A 16,966-nucleotide genomic window follows, 5' to 3' on the forward strand; every position below is an offset into this window, starting at 1 on the left:
ATGCAAAGCGAGCCCAATTTCTTTTTGAAACAACTAAATATTCTTTCCAGTGGCTTAAAAAGAAGAAAAATAATAATTGGGATATCAGCAATTATTGTCCTTGCGCTGGCAGGTTTTTATGTTCTGGGAGGAGCCAAAAAAGCAGAGGGCAATTACATTACCGAAACCGTTAAGAGGGGTACTGTCACCAGTACCATCCCGGCCAGCGGTATAGTGGAGCCGGTAAGTACTGTTTCGTTAAGTTTCAAAAACTCGGAAGTAATTAAGAAAATATACGTTAAAGTGGGCGATCGCGTGACCGCAGGACAGCTTCTGGCCGAACAGGATACTGCTAATTTGGAAGCGCAGGTAAGTCAGGCTGCAGCAAATTTGAAGGAAGCGACCGCCAAACTGGAACTCTTAAAGAAAGGCGCGAGGCCGGAAGAAATAGCCAGGGCCGAGGCAGACGTCAAAATGGCCCGGGCGAGCTACGACCTGGCAAAATCCAACCTGGAACGTTATCAACAATTCTATCAGGAAGGATACATTTCACAGGCAGACCTTGATAAAGTAGTTAATGACTATGTTACCGCGGAGGCTAAATTAAAGCAAGCTGAGGAATCTTTAAAGCTGCTTCAGGCGGGTAATCGTCCGGAAGATATCGCGGCGGCTGCCGCCCAGGTGGAAAGCCGTAGAGCCCAGCTTCAAATGGCCCAAAAAGAACTTGCGGAATCAAGGATGGTCAGCCCCATAAACGGTATTGTAAGTGCAATAAATGGTTCGGAAGGCCAGCGAGCTGTGGCCAACAACAATAATACCAGCGGAGGCGGGTTTATTGTTGTTATTTCACAGGCTTTACAGGTCAAGGCCCAGATTAACGAAGCTGACATTGGCAGGCTGAAGGTGGGACAAAGGGCAGAATTTACGGTTAACTCCTTCCCCAACAAAACTTTCACCGGCAGGGTAAGCAGCATCTCCCCTCAGGCGTACACGGAATCAAACGTGCAGCTTTATGATGCGATTATCCAATTGGACGAAAACCAGCAGGGATTAATGGCCGGAATGCCCGCGAATGTTAACATAATTGTTGAGAGGCACGAGAACACCCTCACCATACCTAAAGGTGCCGTGACTTATGCTGTCAGTTACCTGAATAAAATGAGGCAGAGCGGTGCCCTGAAGCCGGAATCGTCCGGGGGCGGGTTTGGTGGCGGCCGCCCGAACAGTTTACAGGCCGGCGGTAGTGTCAGTTCCGTCCGCGGCGGCAGCGGCAATGCAGCCGGGACTTCCGGGCCGGCAAGAGGAAATGAGCGGGAGCAGCAGGCCTTCGTCCTTGTCCTGGACAAATCCGGCAACCCCGTGCCCCGGCGCGTTGTGTTGGGGCTATCGGACCTCACAAGCTATGAAGTTTTAGCTGGCCTTGATGAAGGAGACAGGGTGGTGGTAGGGTCTCTTGGCCAGGAGGCTGCCAGCGTGCGCAGTCAGGGCAACAACCCGCCGTTTATGCCTGGTGCCGTAGGCGGCGGCATGCCTCGAGTTGGAGGTGGCGGAATGCGCTGACCGGGGCGGCCGGTTTGGTCCGTAAGCAAGCCGGAATGCGTATTTGACGAATACCAGGGGGTAAGCGAAGGTTTTCGCCGCGACATAACAGGTGATTTCACTGAAATGTTACAGAAAAACAGCTTCGGATGGTGATGCGGTATGGCCGGGAAAACGGCGATCATGCTGGAAAACATCAAAAAAGTATATAACATGGGGGAAACTCAGGTCTTCGCCTTAAAGGGTATCAGTCTGACCATCCAGGAGGGTGAAATGGTTGCAATCATGGGGCCTTCCGGTTCGGGCAAGAGCACCCTACTCAACATTCTGGGCTGCCTGGACAGGCCTACCGGGGGAACCTATTACCTGGGCGGCGAGGATGTTTCCCGGCTGAACAAAAACCAGCTTGCCCTTGTCCGCAACAAAAGGATTGGCTTTGTCTTTCAAAGTTTCAACCTGCTGGGAAGATTTCCGGTACTGGCCAATGTTCAATTGCCGCTGGTCTATGCCGGGGTGGGGAAGAAAGAGATGGCGGACAGGGCAAAAGAGGCCCTGGACTGGGTCGGGATGTCAAAATATGCACATCACTTTCCCGGTCAATTGTCGGGGGGCCAGCAGCAAAGAGTCGCCATAGCCCGGGCCCTGGTAAACAACCCTTCCTTAATCCTGGCGGACGAGCCTACGGGTGCCCTTGATTCAAGGACAAGCATGGAGATTATTTCGGTAATTCAGAGATTGAATATCGAAAAAGGCATCACTGTGGTGATGGTCACCCATGAAAAAGACATCGCCCTGTACTGCCGCCGCCTGATTAATGTGAAGGACGGCCGTGTTTTGGGCGATACCCCGGTGTCGAACCCGAGGAACGCCGCCGAGGATCTGGCAGCCATTCCGGAAGAAAGGGAGGCGTTAACTTGAGTTTTATACATAATTTAGAAGTGGCAATAAACGGCTTGAGGGCAAATAAGTTGAGATCTTTCCTGACAATGCTCGGCATTATCATTGGTGTTGCTGCAGTCATAATCATGATCTCCGTGGGGCAGGGCGCCAGTAAAAAGATTGCCAGCCAGATTGCCAGCATGGGCTCAAACCTGCTTATAGTCTTCCCCGGGGCCGGGCAGGGACCCGTGCGCGGGGCCTCGGGCAGCGTCAACACCCTCACCCTGGAAGACGCAGAAGCCATAGCCGGGCTGAGCATGGTGGCCCATGTGGCACCGGAGTTGAGTACCAACGCCACCATAGGTTACGCCAGCCAGACCTGGACCGCCCAGGTTGTCGGCACCACCCCGGAAATGCAGATGATAAAAGATTGGCCTGTCAGCGCGGGATCGTTTTTTACCGGAGATGACGTAAGAAGTGCTGCCATGGTGGCGGTTCTGGGCAAAACGGTGGTTGACAACCTTTACCTGCCCGGCACCAATCCGGTGGGTTCAACGATCAGGATAAATAAATTACCCTTTACTGTTGTGGGTGTTCTTGCCCCCAAGGGCGCTTCCCTGACCGGTCAGGATCAGGATAACGTTGTATACATACCGGTAAGTGCGGCTCAGAAAAGGTTGATGGGTGTAAAATATGTCCGCCTGATCAATGTCCAGGCCAAAACGCCGGAAAGTATGAATTTCGTGCAGAGCAATATAGAAAACCTGCTGCGAGAGAGGCATCGTCTGGTTGGCACTAACTCTGACGACTTTAACGTGCGCAATTTAACTTCCGTCCTTGAAACCGCGGAAAGCACCACTACCGTTATGACCCTGCTCCTGGCCAGTGTGGCGGCCGTGTCCCTGCTGGTGGGCGGTATAGGAACCATGAATATTATGCTGGTTTCCGTTACGGAGAGGACAAGGGAGATCGGCCTGCGCATGGCGGTGGGGGCTACCGAGAGCAATATCCGCAACCAGTTCCTGGTGGAAGCCCTGGTTCTCTGCCTGATTGGCGGGGTTGCGGGAATTCTCGTGGGAATCGTCGGCTCCAGGGTAATCTCCAAAGCTTTCGGGTGGCCGACGTATGTCACGCTGTCTTCCATATTATTATCCGCGGGTTTCTCGGCGGCGGTGGGCATATTCTTCGGGTATTACCCCGCCAGGAAGGCGGCAGGCCTGAACCCCATTGAAGCGCTCCGCTTCGAGAGGTAGAAACTGTTCCGAAAATAGCACCTGCCCGCCGTTTTGCACGCGCTCTCCGGTGAGCCTCGCAGGCCAAACTAGCGCTCGACCTCAGCCTACGGCGGGTTCCCGGCAAATTTGGACGTTGGAAGTCAGATGTCAGAGGTTAGAACTGTTGTTGGAACTCGCTACGCGATGGGAGGTAAAGTTATGAAAAAATGGATTTTGTCAATTTTCATGGCAGCTCTGGCCTTTTTTAACGTACTGCAGCCTGCAATGGCCGGGGAACCCGCCCGGCCTGAGCTTTCGTTGAACAAGGCCATAGAGATGGCTGTTAAGCAAAACAAGGCGCTTAAAAAAGCCGAACTGGAAATAAAACGTACTGAAGCGCTGCGTGAGGAAGCGGCGGACCAGCTTGACTTCACCCCCACCGGGGGCAGCGGTTACGACCCGCAGGTGGAAGCGGCGTGGGCTTCCCTGTTACAGGCAGACCTGACCTGGCGCATGTCTAAAAAAAGTTATGATGCCCGGCTCGACGGCATCACCCTGGCTGCTTGCCAGCTGTACTGGAATGTGTTGAAGGCCCAGGAAAATGTTAAGGTAAAGGAACTGGCCCTGGAGCTGGCCCGCCTGGAGCTGCAAAAGTCCCAATCTGCATACCGGCTGGGTTTGACCGGTAAGTTGCAGAGTAACTCGGCAGGCGGGACGGTTGCGGCCGTTAAGGGGCTGGAACAGGCCAGGGCGGAAATGGTAAAAGCGGAAAGCGAACTGGCGGCGGCGCAAAATGAGCTGGATAAAGCGTTTGTGGAGCTGAATCAACTGGTGGGGCTGTGGCCAGAGGACCGGCCGGTTCTGGTTGATAAGCTGGAGTTTTATCCGCTGCAGGTATCAAACCTCGACACAGAGGTAAACCGGGTGCTGGAAAGCAGCCCGTCCGTGTGGCTGGCTGAACAGGAGGTTGTGCAAAAGAAGTATACGACCGACCTGATGTGGGCCAGGGGACAGTACACTCCCTACGATGCCCGGCAGGCGGAAATGGAGCAGACCGAACTGGATGCCCAAAGCGTCAAAGATGCTGTAGGGCTGCAGGTGCGCAACCTGTACTATACCTTAAAAAATCTGGAGGAATCTTATAGATCCGCGGAGCAGGCGGCAACTATGGCCGGGGAGGAACTCAGGGCCAAACAATTCATGTACCAGGTGGGTCTGGCAACCAGAGCTGATGTATTGACGGCGGAGGTCAATCTGGCAAGGGCAAAATACGCGCTGACGGAACTCGCCGCACAGCATGCCTACAACAAAATGGTGTTCCAGAAACCCTGGGCGCCTGCGTACAGCGGCACCGGCGGGTAGCCTTCCGGCGGCATGTGATTCAAATCCGCTCCTGCGTCCTTCACCCCTACAGCCTGGTCAAGGATCACCGTACCGGGGTGGAGGTGGGCAACGTCCAGGCGGTCATGGACGGGGAAATAGACGAGTTTATCTCCGCCTATTTGCGGCAGCAGGCAAAGGGTTAGAACCAGTGCGAAGAGCACTGGTTTTTTTATGCCCAGGGGTGGCCCCTTTTTTGATCGCCAAAACCACCAGGAAGGTTCTGGTGAAGGAAGTTCCCTGGTCACAACATACGGTGCTGCAATTAGATCTAATTATTGCGTCAATTCGAAGAAAAAAATTTTTTTAACTCGCGACATTTTTTTGTTTATTCAGCAGGAAAAACCGAATTTTTGTCGAAACAACACCTATGTTCAATATATGATTAGTTATCTCAAATATTGAGATAGGGTAAGAGGTATCATATATGAAATCAGGACACAAGCCAGGAAAACGCAGTTATACCAATCAATCTGTTGAAAAAACCATCTCAATTTTCAATGCCTTCCGGCTGGACCGGCCGGAGCTTTCCTTTGCCGAACTGCAAAAGATTACTGGTTTCAACCGCAGTACCCTGCACCGTTTTCTGGTCACATTACTGGACCATGGTTACCTGGAATACGACACAGGTGCCGGATTATACCGTTTAGGCATCAGGCTTTTTGAATTAGGTGCCATTGTCATGAAGAACATGGACCTGCGGCGGGTGGCGATGCCCTTTTTAAAGGAATTGGCCGAAACGTTAAATGAAACTGTACATGTTGTCGTAAGGGAGGGCATTGAGGGCATCTATGTTGAAAAATACGAGCCGCCAGGGGCTATGGTTACTTATTCACTGGTCGGCAAACGTCTGCCCTTATACTGTACAGCAGTAGGTAAAGTTTTGCTCGCTTTTCTGGAGGAGGCCGAACGGGTCGATTTACTGGCACAGCTGGTGTTGGAGCGGCGTACCCCGAAAACCATAACAGATAAAGAACAACTAAAAGCACATTTGCAACAGGTTTATAATCAGGGTTATGCCGTAGATGATGAAGAATTAGAAGAAGGTTTAATCTGCGTAGCAGTACCCATTTTTGGTCAGACCCAAAAGATAGTGGCCGCCATGAGCGTGTCGGGTGCAGCGCACAGGATAAAAGCCAAGCTGGCTTCACCTGACGGGAAACTGATAGCTTTGTTGCAAAAAGTAGCTGCCGCCATTTCGCGTCAGCTGGGTTATGTGCCAGAACGTAAGAGTTAGTTAGGAGTCCATCATGGTGATCCATCGCCGCCACCGTGAATGAAAATGGGCTCTGGCAGGCTTACATTTTCGAGGGGGGTGAGAAAAACCTGTTCTTAATCAGCCAGCAAACTGCACGAAACAGAACATTTTACGGAACAACTCATTTCAACAGGAGGTATTAGAATGCGTAAAAAAATAATGATCCCCGACCTGTATGCCAAATACGAGAAAGGCGAGCCCATTACCATGTTAACAGCCTATGATTACCCCATGGCTTTGTTAGAAGAAAAAGCCGGGGTGGATATTATCCTGGTGGGCGATTCCATGGGCATGACGGTATACGGTCTTGATACTACCTTGCCGGTAACCCTGGATATGATCATTCGCCATGCCCAGGCCGTGCGCCGGGGTGCACCAACGGCCTTCATTGTAGGCGATATGCCCTATATGACCTATCAGGTGAACAAGGACGAGGCGATCCGTAACGCCGGCCGCCTCATGGCTGAGGCAGGGGTGGACGCGATCAAATTAGAAGGCGGACGGGAGATGGCGGAAACCATTGCGGCTATAGTTAAAGCCACCATTCCTGTGATGGGACACATTGGCTTAACGCCACAGTCAATTTCACAACTGGGTGGTTTTAAGGCTCAAGGGAGAACTGCCGAATCGGCACTTAAGCTGATTGAGGATGCCAAAGCATTAGAAGCCGCCGGCTGCTTCAGTATCCTGGTGGAAGCTGTGCCGCCGGAAGTTAACAAAGCAATTGTCGAAACAGTTAAAATACCTATCATCAGCTTGGGTTCCGGTGTCTATGGTGCCGGTCAGTGCCTGATCGTCCACGATATGCTGGGCTTCTTCGATCGCTTTACACCCAAATTTGTTAAGAAGTATGCCAGTTTGAATGCAGAAATAGTAAAGGCCCTGGAAGCTTATGTTGCCGACGTTAAGGAGAAAAATTTCCCCGGTCCTGAACACGTTTACCCCATGAGCCGGGAAGAAGTGGAAAAGTTCCTGGCCGAGCTGAATAAATAAAAAGACAAGGAGGAATAGTTATGCGTAAGCATAAGAAGCTAATTGCCCCGCTATTAGTGCTGGCCTTGTTAGCGCTGGCTTTGACAGGCTGCGGCGGTGCCAATACTGGCGGTAAGACGGACGCAGCAAAAAGCAGTGACAGCGGTCCCATCACGCTGAAAGTAGGTCACGTATTAGCACCAGACCATCCCTATAATTTGGGGCTGGAGAAGTTTGCTGAGCTGGTAGACCAGAAGACCCAGGGTAAGGTCAAGGTAGAGGTTTTCCATAGCTCTCAACTGGGTAATGAGCGGGAAATGATTGAAGGCTTGCAAATGGGTACGGTGGATATGGCCCTGGTTTCCACCGCACCTTTGATGGGATTTACCAAGAAGTTCATGGTCTTCGACCTGCCCTATATCTTTGAGACCCGGGAACATGCTTACAAAACGTTGGACAGTGAATTTGGTCAGGAACTGCTCAAGTCCCTGGAAGAAAAGGGTATTGTGGGTCTGGCCTATTGGGAAAATGGCTTCCGCCATTTAACAAACTCTGTCCGTCCCGTAGTGCACCCCTCCGATGTTAAAGGCTTAAAAATTCGTACCATGGAGAATAAAGTGCACATGGAATCATTCCGGGTTCTGGGTGCCGACCCCACGCCCATGGCTTTTGGCGAATTGTTTACCGCCTTACAGCAAAAGACTGTTGATGGCCAGGAAAACCCGCTGGCTCAGATTGAAACATCGAAGTTTTATGAGGTTCAGAAGTATCTCTCCATGACCGGTCACTTCTATGCCCCGGCACCGCTATTGATTAGCAAGCAAAAGTGGGACTCCATACCCGCTGATTTGCAGGATAAAATTAGGAGTGCTGCCATTGAAGCGAGAGATTACGAGCGGGGACTCGTTCAGAAGGCTGACACCGAGCTAAAAGAAAAGCTCAAGTCCCGCGGCATGCAGGTAATTGAAGTTGACATTAATGAGTGGCGTGAAGCCATGTCGCCGGTATACCAGATGTTTGAAGCTGAAATTGGCAAAGATGCGATTGAAAAAGTCAAAAGCTATAAATAATTTGGGTATGGATTAACTGAGCAAAAGTAGTGACGGGGCACGGTCTCCGTGCCCCCGACTAACTCTTATTTTAATACCACTGTTTAGAGGTAGGTGGGTTTATGCTGGACAGGATAGAGAAGATTATCAAGGAGAGCGGTTCCTTTTTTGCTGGGTTGCTGTTGTCAGCAATGACCGTTGTGGTGTTTTTGCAGGTGGTTTTTCGCTTTGTTATTAAGGGTTCTTTGCCGTGGTCAGAAGAATTAGCGCGCTACCTGATGGTATGGGCCACCTTTATCGGTGCCGGTTTAGCTGCGGCCAATAATGCTCATATTGGTGTCGAATTTTTTGTGAAACTTTTTGGGCCCAGGGCTAGCAAGTTATTTTTAACCTTAACTTATCTCGTTGTTATGGCTACCTCCCTGGTCCTGGTCAACTATTCGTGGGTAATAGTTAATTACCAGATTAAAACCGGTCAAGTTTCGCCAGCTATGGCTATACCAATGGTTATACCTTATCTGGCTTTACCAGTTGGGATAATTTACATGGCCATCTGTTTTACCTTAGCTTACTGCCGCAACATAAAGAATTTTTAAACGTTAAATTCAAGGAGGATAAAGAGTGGGTTGGCTAATATTTCTCTGCTTTGCCATCCTTGTTCTATTAAACGTACCCATTGCATATAGCCTGATTTTATCTTCCATTATCTATATCTGGGCAACGCATTCTGTTCCCGTTCACGTTGTAGCTCAGAAGATGTTTACAGCGGTAGATACTTTTCCCATTATGGCAGTACCCTTTTTCATGATTGCCGGTAACTTGATGGAGAAAGGCGGTATATCCCGCCGTCTGATTAATTTTGCCAGCAAGCTGGTGGGTTCCCTCCCCGGCGGCCTGGGGATGGTAACTATTCTGGCTTCGATGTTCTTTGCAGCCATTTCCGGCTCTGGTCCGGCTACGGTGGCGGCCATTGGTTCCATTATGATTCCAGCCATGATTAAGGCAAAGTACGATGAGGGTTTTGCTACCGCCCTTCAGGCTACATCTGGTTATATTGGCGTCATTATTCCGCCCAGCATTCCCATGGTAACATTTGGAGTAGTGACAGGTGTTTCAATTGGCTCTTTGTTCTTATCAGGATTTTTGCCGGGTTTTTTAATTGGCCTGTGTTTGATGGGCATTACCTATGTGGTGGCAAAAAGAAATGGCTATATTGATCGGCAAACCGTATCATTAAAAGAACTGCTCGTTGCTTTTAAGGAGGCAGCTCTTGCGCTGTTAATGCCGGTCATTATTTTGGGCGGCATTTACGGCGGTGTATTTACGCCTACAGAGGCAGCTAACGTGGCGGTAATCTATGCCATTATTGTTGGTGTGTTTGTCTATAAAGAACTTACCTGGAAGGAAGTTTTTCAAATCATTTCCCGTTCATCCATTAGCTCGGCCATAGTGCTGTTGATAATCTCTACCGCTGCGGTCTTTGGCTTGATTTTGACCCGGGAGATGATCCCCAACCAGGTAGCCAATATGATGCTTGAGATCGCCGGGAACAAGTATGTATTATTGTTGCTAATTAACATAATGTTGCTAATTGCTGGTACCTTTATGGAAACCAACGCGGCAATAATTATTTTGGCGCCCATCTTCTACCCGGTAGTTGTCCAAATGGGAATTGATCCCATCCACTTTGGTTTGCTTATGGTGGTTAACCTGGCCATTGGTATGATTACACCGCCCCTGGGTGTGAACCTGTTTGTTGCTTCCAGCATGACCAAATTGCCCATTGAAAGAATAGTGAAGGCGAACTGGGGCTTCTTAATTGCTTCTCTAATCGCTTTACTGCTTATTACCTACTTCCCTTCCATCAGTCTGCTCTTACCAAAGATCTTTATGAAGTAGGCATAAATAAATAGGCAATATGAAGTAGTCGAGATGAAAGAAGGAAGGGCTATGCATAGCAACGTTGAGTTGTTCCTGCGCGCACTGCGCCAACATTTCCGGGTTGACCAGTTAGTGGTAAACAAAGAGGTACTAAGCCTCTATAGTTATGACAGTTCCCATTATTTTGGTCAACCCGCCGCTGTCTTTTTCCCTGAAAGTACCCAGGATGTAGCCACTTTTTTCATTCTGGCTGCAAAGTTCAAAGTAGAAACGCTGCCCCGGGGTGCAGGGACCAACTTGAGCGGAGGAACTGTCCCTCAGCGGGGAGAGGTTGTTCTTTGCCTGACCCGCATGCGGCACATTTTGGCCATTGATTGGGAGCGGGAGTATGCTATTGTTCAGCCGGGGGTAACCAATTTAGAGTTACAAAGGGCTGTTGAGGCCAGGGGCTATATGTTTGCACCCGATCCGGCCAGTATGAACGTGGCAACCATTGGCGGTAATGTGGCCGAAAATGCCGGCGGCATGCGGTGTGTTAAATATGGCGTCACCCGTGATCATGTCCTGGGTCTGGAACTGGTTACTCCTGAAGGCAAAATACTCTGCCTGGGCAAGCTGGCGCAGTTAGACGGTGGGTATGCCATTAACAGCTGGGTAAATGACGCGAACCTGGTAGACCTGATAGTTGGTTCGGAAGGAACGCTGGGTGTGGTGACCCAAATTATGGTCAAGCTGGTTAGAAAACCAGTAGCCTGCAAAACCCTGCTGTGCAGTTTTAATGATCTCCGTCAGGCAGGAGAGGCGGTAAGTGAGATAATTAAGGCCGGGATTGTGCCTACCGCCATGGAAATAATTGACCAGAAGCTTACCCACGCCATTGATGACTTTGTAGGCCTGGGTCTGCCGCGGGATACCCGGGCCCTGCTCCTGATTGAACTGGATGGATGGGAGGAGGAAGACTTAAACGCCCAGGTAAACCGGGTAATGCTGATATTGCGAGCAAATGAGGTGACGAGGGTTGATGTTGCCACAGACAGTAAAGAAAGGGAACAAATATGGCTTGCGCGGCGTTCAGTAAACGGGGCACTGGGCCGAATTAAGCCATATTACGTGGTTCAGGATGTTACCGTGCCGCGCCATAAAGTAGCGGCCATGATTAAAAAGGTAGAAGAGATTGGGCAAAAACATGGGGTTACCATTGGCCTTTTAGCCCACGCAGGGGATGGCAACTTGCATCCTCACCTGCTTTACAGCGACCGGGAGCGGGAAATGCCGCAAGTTGAGGCGGCAGCGGAAGAGATTTTTAAGGCGGCAGTTGAGTTGGGAGGAACCCTTTCGGGTGAACACGGAATTGGCATGGAAAAACGTCCCTATCTTAAGCTGGTATTTAAGCCAGCTGAATTAGAATTCTTAAAGGCAATTAAAGAGGCATTTGACCCGTCCTGGTTGTTAAACCTGGAGAAAGCAATTTAAACTCAATTGTAGGTGAAAGTAATGAAGGCAACTGGCATCATGGCGCGGGAATTTAACCTATCTAACGGCCTGGAAGTCGCCGTTTATTACCCGCAGGATGAAAAAGAAATACGGGAACTGCTTAAAATGGCCGAAACTTCCGGGCGTGAAATTTGCCCCGTGGGTAATTTGACCAGGTTAACAAGATACATCTCACCCGCAAAACTTAAGCATGACCGGTATATGCTGGTCAGCATGAGTAAATTTAACCGCATTATAAGCTATATCCCGGAGAATATGGCTTTAACTGCCGAAGCCGGTGTAACTTTAGGTCAAATTTTAGAGTTAACGGGGCCACAGGGGCAGTTTTGTCCTGCTTTATTGTTTTTGCCGGCACAGGCTACGCTGGGTGGTACGGTGGCCTCTAATCAAAAGCACCTGCTCGAGCACGCCTATGGTAGCATTGCCAACTATATGGGCGGGATAGAACTTATTTCAACCTATGGGGTGCTCAATTTTGGCGGCGCTAATGTTAAAAACGTAACCGGTTATGAGGTCAGCCGCTTTTTGGCCGGTTCTGGAGGCGTGTATGGATTTATTAGCAAGGTAACGCTTTTTTTAAAGCCGGTTCCTGATGAGATGGTTTATATACTTTGGAAGACTCCTCATGCGCAAGCTATCTTCAGCAAACTGGCAGAACTTAAGCGGATGCTGTACTCTCTTAAAGGTTGTTGGGTTTGGCCGGATGCAAACCAATTATATAATGTACTGTTTGCCCTCTTTGGTACCACAGGCCAGGTCGAAAAAGAGCAGGGGCAAATTAGACAGGCTTTGGGACCAGATGCCTTTCCCATTGCGGCACCAGAAATTCAAGCGGAATTGTTTTCTCTAAACGAAAAGAAACACCAGGCCAGGGTAATTGTTTGGGATAAACAGCAAATAACTGACTTCGTTAACCGGCGTGATTTTGTTTTGTATGATTACCTGAGCGGGGAACTGTTTACCAATAGCGTTCCCGGTGAAACAGCGGGGGTTAAGTATGATGATCCAATTACCCTGGTCCGCAAGCTGAAAGTCAGATTGGACCCGGCGCAAGTATTTATTGGAGATGAGTTCTATGCTTGAGAAGGAGCAGGTTTATAAGGAGCTGTTACGTTGTAACAAGTGCGGTGGATGCCAGGTTATTTGTCCCACCTATAAAGCTACTTATTATGAAGGAAATGTGGCCCGGGGGCGCCTTTTTCTGGTGCGCAAATACCTTGAAAGTGGTGAGCAGGCTTTATTGAAAACGCCAGAAATTATCCAAAGCCTGGAGCAGTGCTTGTTATGTGAAAGTTGCACAAAAGTGTGTCCGTCCGGGGTTCGCACGGCAGAGGTGGTTTTGTACTACCGCCAGCAGCTATTAGAAGTTAAGGGGGCAAAAAATAAATGGAAGGAAAGGCTTTATCGCCTTGCCTTTTTAAACAAAGCCTTTATACCCCTGGCTGCTAAGCTGGCCTACTATTATCAAAAATTTGGTGTGATACCTGACCCCTACCAGCTAAGGTCATTTTTAAGCCAGTATCTTGATGGCCAGGTGTTAAGGGATAATCCCGGAACGGGCATAACACTGCCTGCCACCGGACAACGTAAATACAAGGTTACTTTCTTTGTGGGCTGTGCCAGTAATACTTTTTACCACAGGGCGGCCCTGGCGGCTATCAATTTGCTTCGCCGCTGGGCTGACGTAACCCTGCTGGACAATTACTGCTGTGGGGCACCACTTTTAAGTTTGGGTGCTGTGGATGGCTTTCGGGAGGTGGCAAGCCGCAATTTGGAGCTCATTAGCCGGGAGCAAACTGATTTTATTGTCACCGACTGTTCCACCTGTGCCAGCGTTTTAAAGCAGTACCCTGCAAGGTTGGGCGTTGCCGTGCCGGTCATGACAAAGCTCAGGGACCTGGTGGAAATCCTGATCCAGGAGCGGGAGCACCTGTCCCCAGTTAAAGGCAGTGGGAGACAAAAGTTTACTTTTCATTATCCCTGTCATCTGGCCAGAGGGCAAAACCTGAAAGAGCCAACCCAAAAACTGCTCGACGGCTTATTTGGTTCATCCTACCAGCCCCACCTGGAGGATGATAGCTGTTGCGGTGGGGCAGGCACTTTCGGCATCTTACACCGCGATCTTGCGCAAAAGATCACGGCAGCCAAGCTGGCCAATATCCAGAACAGCGGGGCAGCGCAGGTTGTTACTTCTTGCCCGGCCTGCTTAATGCAGTTAGGTGCCGTGGTCAAAAGATTGGCACTGCCGCTGGTGGTAAAACCTTTAGCCGTATTCTTAGAGGAAGCAATGGGGGAGAGCAGATGAAGCTTAATTTATACCGCGTGCAGGATTTAGAGGTGCCGCCCAGTTTATCGCTTGAGGAGATCCGGACTAAAATTACCCGGGGCTTCCAGCAGTATTTTGGGCAACAGGACTTCACAGGCAGAAAAATTGGCATTTTAGTAGGGAGCAGAGGGATCCGTAACCTGGCCCTCATTGTAACCGAAACCGTTAAGTACTTTCAAAATAAAGGGGCCAGGGTTTATCTCATACCGGCTATGGGTAGCCACGGCGGGGCTACATCCCAGGGTCAGAGGCAACTGGTAGAACAATACGGCATAACAGAAGCTACTACGGAGGCACAGTTCCTTTCCTCCATGGAAGTGGAGTGTCTTGAGGAAATTGACGGTTTCCCGGTCTATGCAACCAGGGATGCCCTGGCCATGGATGGACTGGTGGCGATAAATAGAATCAAGCCGCATACGGATTATCATGCCCGGCACGAAAGCGGCCTGGTTAAAATGCTGGCCATTGGATTGGGCAAGCAAAAGGGTGCAGAGACCATTCACCGGTATGGTTTGCGTGGTTTGACCGAACTAATTCCTTTAGCGGCTAAAGTGATCTGGGAGAAGCTACCCGTGTTGGGCGGTATCGCCATTGTGGAAAATAAGCTCGATGAGACGGCACTGGTGGAAGTAGTGCCCCGGGAAGCATTTTTTGACCGCGACGCAGAATTATTGTCTTGCGCCCGCCAAATGATGCCCAGGTTGCCCGTGGCGGACCTGGATGTACTGGTGGTCCGGGAAATGGGCAAAAACATAAGCGGTGTGGGCATTGATCCCAATGTCACCGGTCGTTTCCGGATTGCTGAGTACGGTGAAAAAACCGGGTTGGCCCGCAGGATTGTTGTGCTTGACCTTACCGATGCCAGCGGCGGTAACGCTTTAGGTATGGGTATTGCCGATGTTATAACAGAGAGATTTTACCAAAAGATTGACCTGAAGAAAACATACATAAATACCATCACTTCTACCTTCCTGGAGCGGGCCTTTGTACCAATTGTTGCACCTGATGATCAAGAAGCTATTAAAATTGCCATTGAAACCTGCGGGCGTTATGTGGACCCCGGGCAAGTGCGCATGGTGGTAATTAAAAATACCCTGGAACTCAAAGAATTTTACATTAGCGAGGCTTTGCGGCCAGAGTTGCCGGAAGGTTATAACATTGTGGAAGGACCGCTTGCAGACGTGTTTGATGCGGATGGGAATTTGCTTCTTGCGTTTTAATTTACTACTTTGAATTTGTTGCCCTGGAGGGTTGGCAAGATGGAACTTAAAAGTCAAATGTTGCGGCAGGTTAATTTTCAGGGTGATGGCCTGCGCATGGGCACGCTCTGGGATGAAAAAGACCTGGCTAAACCCCAGATCTTAATCGATAGCGCCTTTGGAGATAGCCATCCCGGCAGCAAGCACTTAGATAAGCTGGTGGAAGCGGCCAGGATCAGTGTTTACGAGCATCAAGGTAAGCCAATTTGCTATACAGTTACCGATATTTGCGACGGCATGGCCATGGCCCATGACGGCATGAATTACTCCCTGGTTTCCCGGGATATCATGGCTTACATGTATGAAATTCACGCCCTGGCCACCCCTATTGACGGAGCCATTTTTATAGCCAGCTGCGATAAATCCATTCCTGCGCAGTTGATGGCCATGCTGCGGGTTAATTTGCCGGCCATACAGCTGCCCGGCGGTTCCATGCTGAGCGGGCCGGGCTATATGTCGTCTGAAATCCTGTACGGCTGCGGTGACCAGGTTCTTAAAGGCAAAATGGGATTAAGGGAACTGGGATATTACACCCGTAACTGCTGTCCAAGCGCCGGGGCATGCCAGTTTATGGGGACAGCCAGCACCATGCAGTGTATGAGTGAAGCACTGGGGTTGGCCCTGCCCGGCAGTGCTCTGGTTCCGGCATATTCTAATCTGATTGGGCGGTATGCCCGGCAGGCTGGCCGCCAATTAATGGAACTGGTCAGGCAGAACTTGCGGCCGCGGGACATTGTAACTCATAAAAATATCGAAAATGCCATTATTGTGCACGCGGCCATCTCGGGGTCCACCAATGCTTTGCTGCATCTACCGGCCATAGCAAAAGAAGCGGGCATTAAAATAGACCCCGATTTATTTGACCGGGTTAACCGGAAAGTTCCCGTTCTGGTTAGTTTAAAAACCGGTGGCCAGTGGCCAACTGAGCTATTCTGGTATGCCGGCGGTGTTCCCGCCATCATGCGTGAATTAAGGGATTTCTTGCACCTCGATGCCTTGACCGTGACTGGCAAGACGGTGGGGGAAAACTTGCGTGAACTGGAAGAAAGCGGCTTTTTTGCCGAGGTAAATAGTTACCTGATAAACTATAATTTAACTCCCAACGCTATAATAAAAACCTGTAACAATCCAGTTAAACCGCAGGGCAACATAGTTATTTTGAAAGGTAACCTGGCTCCCGGAGGAGCGGTAATTAAGACCGCCGGGCTGGCGCCGGAAATGCACTGTTTTACCGGCCGGGCCCGGGTTTTCAACAGCGAAGAAGACGCTGTTGCCGCCCTGCTGGCCGATCAAATTGTTCCAGGAGATGTTATCATCATCCGGTTTGAAGGGCCGCAGGGATCCGGTATGCCTGAGATGCTGCGGATGACGGAGGCGTTGTATACCAGACCTGAATTAGCGCAGCAGGTTTTGCTCATCACCGATGGTCGTTTCTCAGGTGCTACCCGCGGTCCTGCTGTGGGGCATGTAACGCCGGAAGCTTATACAGGTGGCCCCCTGGCTTATGTCAAAGATGGTGATTTAATCCGCATGGATATACCTGCCCGTAGATTAGACGTAATTGGTACTGAAGGACAGGTAAAAGACCCGGCGGAAATTGAGGCCGTTTTTGTAGAACGAAGAAGAAATGCTGTGCTGCCGAAAAAAGAAAGTACGGGTGTTTTGAGTTTATACCGCCGCCTGGCAACATCGGTGGCCGAGGGGGCAACCATCGGGTAAAAATAAGGGGAGAGAAG

The 16,966-nt window shown here is 50.1% G+C and carries 14 protein-coding genes and 1 pseudogene; all 15 read left to right on the forward strand.

What is annotated here, in order from left to right:
- The 15 genes and pseudogenes from D7024_RS01535 (at window position 1) to ilvD (ending at window position 16,949) form a co-directional block, all read left to right on the forward strand.
- Entirely contained in the window at window positions 1–1,539 is a 1,539-nt protein-coding gene (locus D7024_RS01535; RefSeq protein WP_121450246.1) for an HlyD family secretion protein, read from the forward strand.
- Between the two features lie 141 nt (window positions 1,540–1,680).
- Window positions 1,681–2,436, forward strand: coding sequence for an ABC transporter ATP-binding protein (locus D7024_RS01540; RefSeq protein WP_121450247.1), 756 nt, complete (start codon window positions 1,681–1,683; stop codon window positions 2,434–2,436).
- Window positions 2,433–3,650 carry an ABC transporter permease gene (locus tag D7024_RS01545; RefSeq protein ID WP_121450248.1) on the forward strand — a complete coding sequence of 406 codons (1,218 nt, stop codon included), beginning with the start codon at window positions 2,433–2,435 and terminating at the stop codon, window positions 3,648–3,650. Before D7024_RS01540 ends, D7024_RS01545 begins: the two co-directional genes overlap by 4 nt.
- Before the next feature lie 180 nt (window positions 3,651–3,830).
- Entirely contained in the window at window positions 3,831–4,973 is a 1,143-nt protein-coding gene (locus D7024_RS01550; RefSeq protein ID WP_121450249.1) for a TolC family protein, read from the forward strand.
- A 20-nt stretch (window positions 4,974–4,993) separates the two neighbouring features.
- Window positions 4,994–5,137 (forward strand): annotated as a pseudogene (gene prfB / locus D7024_RS01555) (peptide chain release factor 2); the annotation flags it as partial.
- A 281-nt stretch (window positions 5,138–5,418) separates the two neighbouring features.
- Window positions 5,419–6,228, forward strand: a complete 810-nt coding sequence (locus D7024_RS01560) for an IclR family transcriptional regulator (protein WP_121450250.1) — start codon at window positions 5,419–5,421, stop codon at window positions 6,226–6,228.
- A gap of 165 nt (window positions 6,229–6,393) precedes the next feature.
- Window positions 6,394–7,242 (forward strand): 3-methyl-2-oxobutanoate hydroxymethyltransferase, encoded by an 849-nt coding sequence (gene panB / locus D7024_RS01565; protein WP_121450251.1) that lies wholly within the window; start codon window positions 6,394–6,396, stop codon window positions 7,240–7,242.
- 20 nt (window positions 7,243–7,262) lie between these two features.
- Window positions 7,263–8,291, forward strand: a complete 1,029-nt coding sequence (locus D7024_RS01570) for a TRAP transporter substrate-binding protein (protein WP_121450252.1) — start codon at window positions 7,263–7,265, stop codon at window positions 8,289–8,291.
- A gap of 101 nt (window positions 8,292–8,392) precedes the next feature.
- On the forward strand, window positions 8,393–8,866 hold the full coding sequence (locus tag D7024_RS01575) for a TRAP transporter small permease (protein WP_121450253.1): 474 nt from the start codon (window positions 8,393–8,395) through the stop codon (window positions 8,864–8,866).
- 25 nt (window positions 8,867–8,891) lie between these two features.
- Window positions 8,892–10,169: a TRAP transporter large permease gene (locus D7024_RS01580; RefSeq protein WP_121450254.1), complete on the forward strand. Its 1,278-nt coding sequence runs from the start codon at window positions 8,892–8,894 to the stop codon at window positions 10,167–10,169.
- Between the two features lie 51 nt (window positions 10,170–10,220).
- Window positions 10,221–11,624 carry an FAD-binding oxidoreductase gene (locus D7024_RS01585; RefSeq protein ID WP_165859234.1) on the forward strand — a complete coding sequence of 468 codons (1,404 nt, stop codon included), beginning with the start codon at window positions 10,221–10,223 and terminating at the stop codon, window positions 11,622–11,624.
- A 21-nt stretch (window positions 11,625–11,645) separates the two neighbouring features.
- The gene (locus D7024_RS01590) at window positions 11,646–12,728 is read left to right on the forward strand and encodes an FAD-binding oxidoreductase (RefSeq protein WP_121450256.1); all 1,083 of its coding nucleotides are present in this window, start codon (window positions 11,646–11,648) and stop codon (window positions 12,726–12,728) included.
- A complete protein-coding gene (locus D7024_RS01595; protein WP_165859235.1) occupies window positions 12,721–13,950 on the forward strand; it encodes a (Fe-S)-binding protein in 1,230 nt (409 codons plus the stop codon). The genes D7024_RS01590 and D7024_RS01595 overlap by 8 nt, the downstream gene beginning before the upstream one ends.
- The gene (locus tag D7024_RS01600) at window positions 13,947–15,191 is read left to right on the forward strand and encodes a nickel pincer cofactor-dependent isomerase, group 22 (RefSeq protein ID WP_121450258.1); all 1,245 of its coding nucleotides are present in this window, start codon (window positions 13,947–13,949) and stop codon (window positions 15,189–15,191) included. The genes D7024_RS01595 and D7024_RS01600 overlap by 4 nt, the downstream gene beginning before the upstream one ends.
- A 39-nt stretch (window positions 15,192–15,230) precedes the next feature.
- Window positions 15,231–16,949: a dihydroxy-acid dehydratase gene (ilvD, locus tag D7024_RS01605; RefSeq protein ID WP_121450259.1), complete on the forward strand. Its 1,719-nt coding sequence runs from the start codon at window positions 15,231–15,233 to the stop codon at window positions 16,947–16,949.
- Window positions 16,950–16,966: the final 17 nt, after the last annotated feature.

The organism is Desulfofundulus salinus, assembly GCF_003627965.1.
Taxonomy (GTDB): domain Bacteria; phylum Bacillota; class Desulfotomaculia; order Desulfotomaculales; family Desulfovirgulaceae; genus Desulfofundulus; species Desulfofundulus salinus.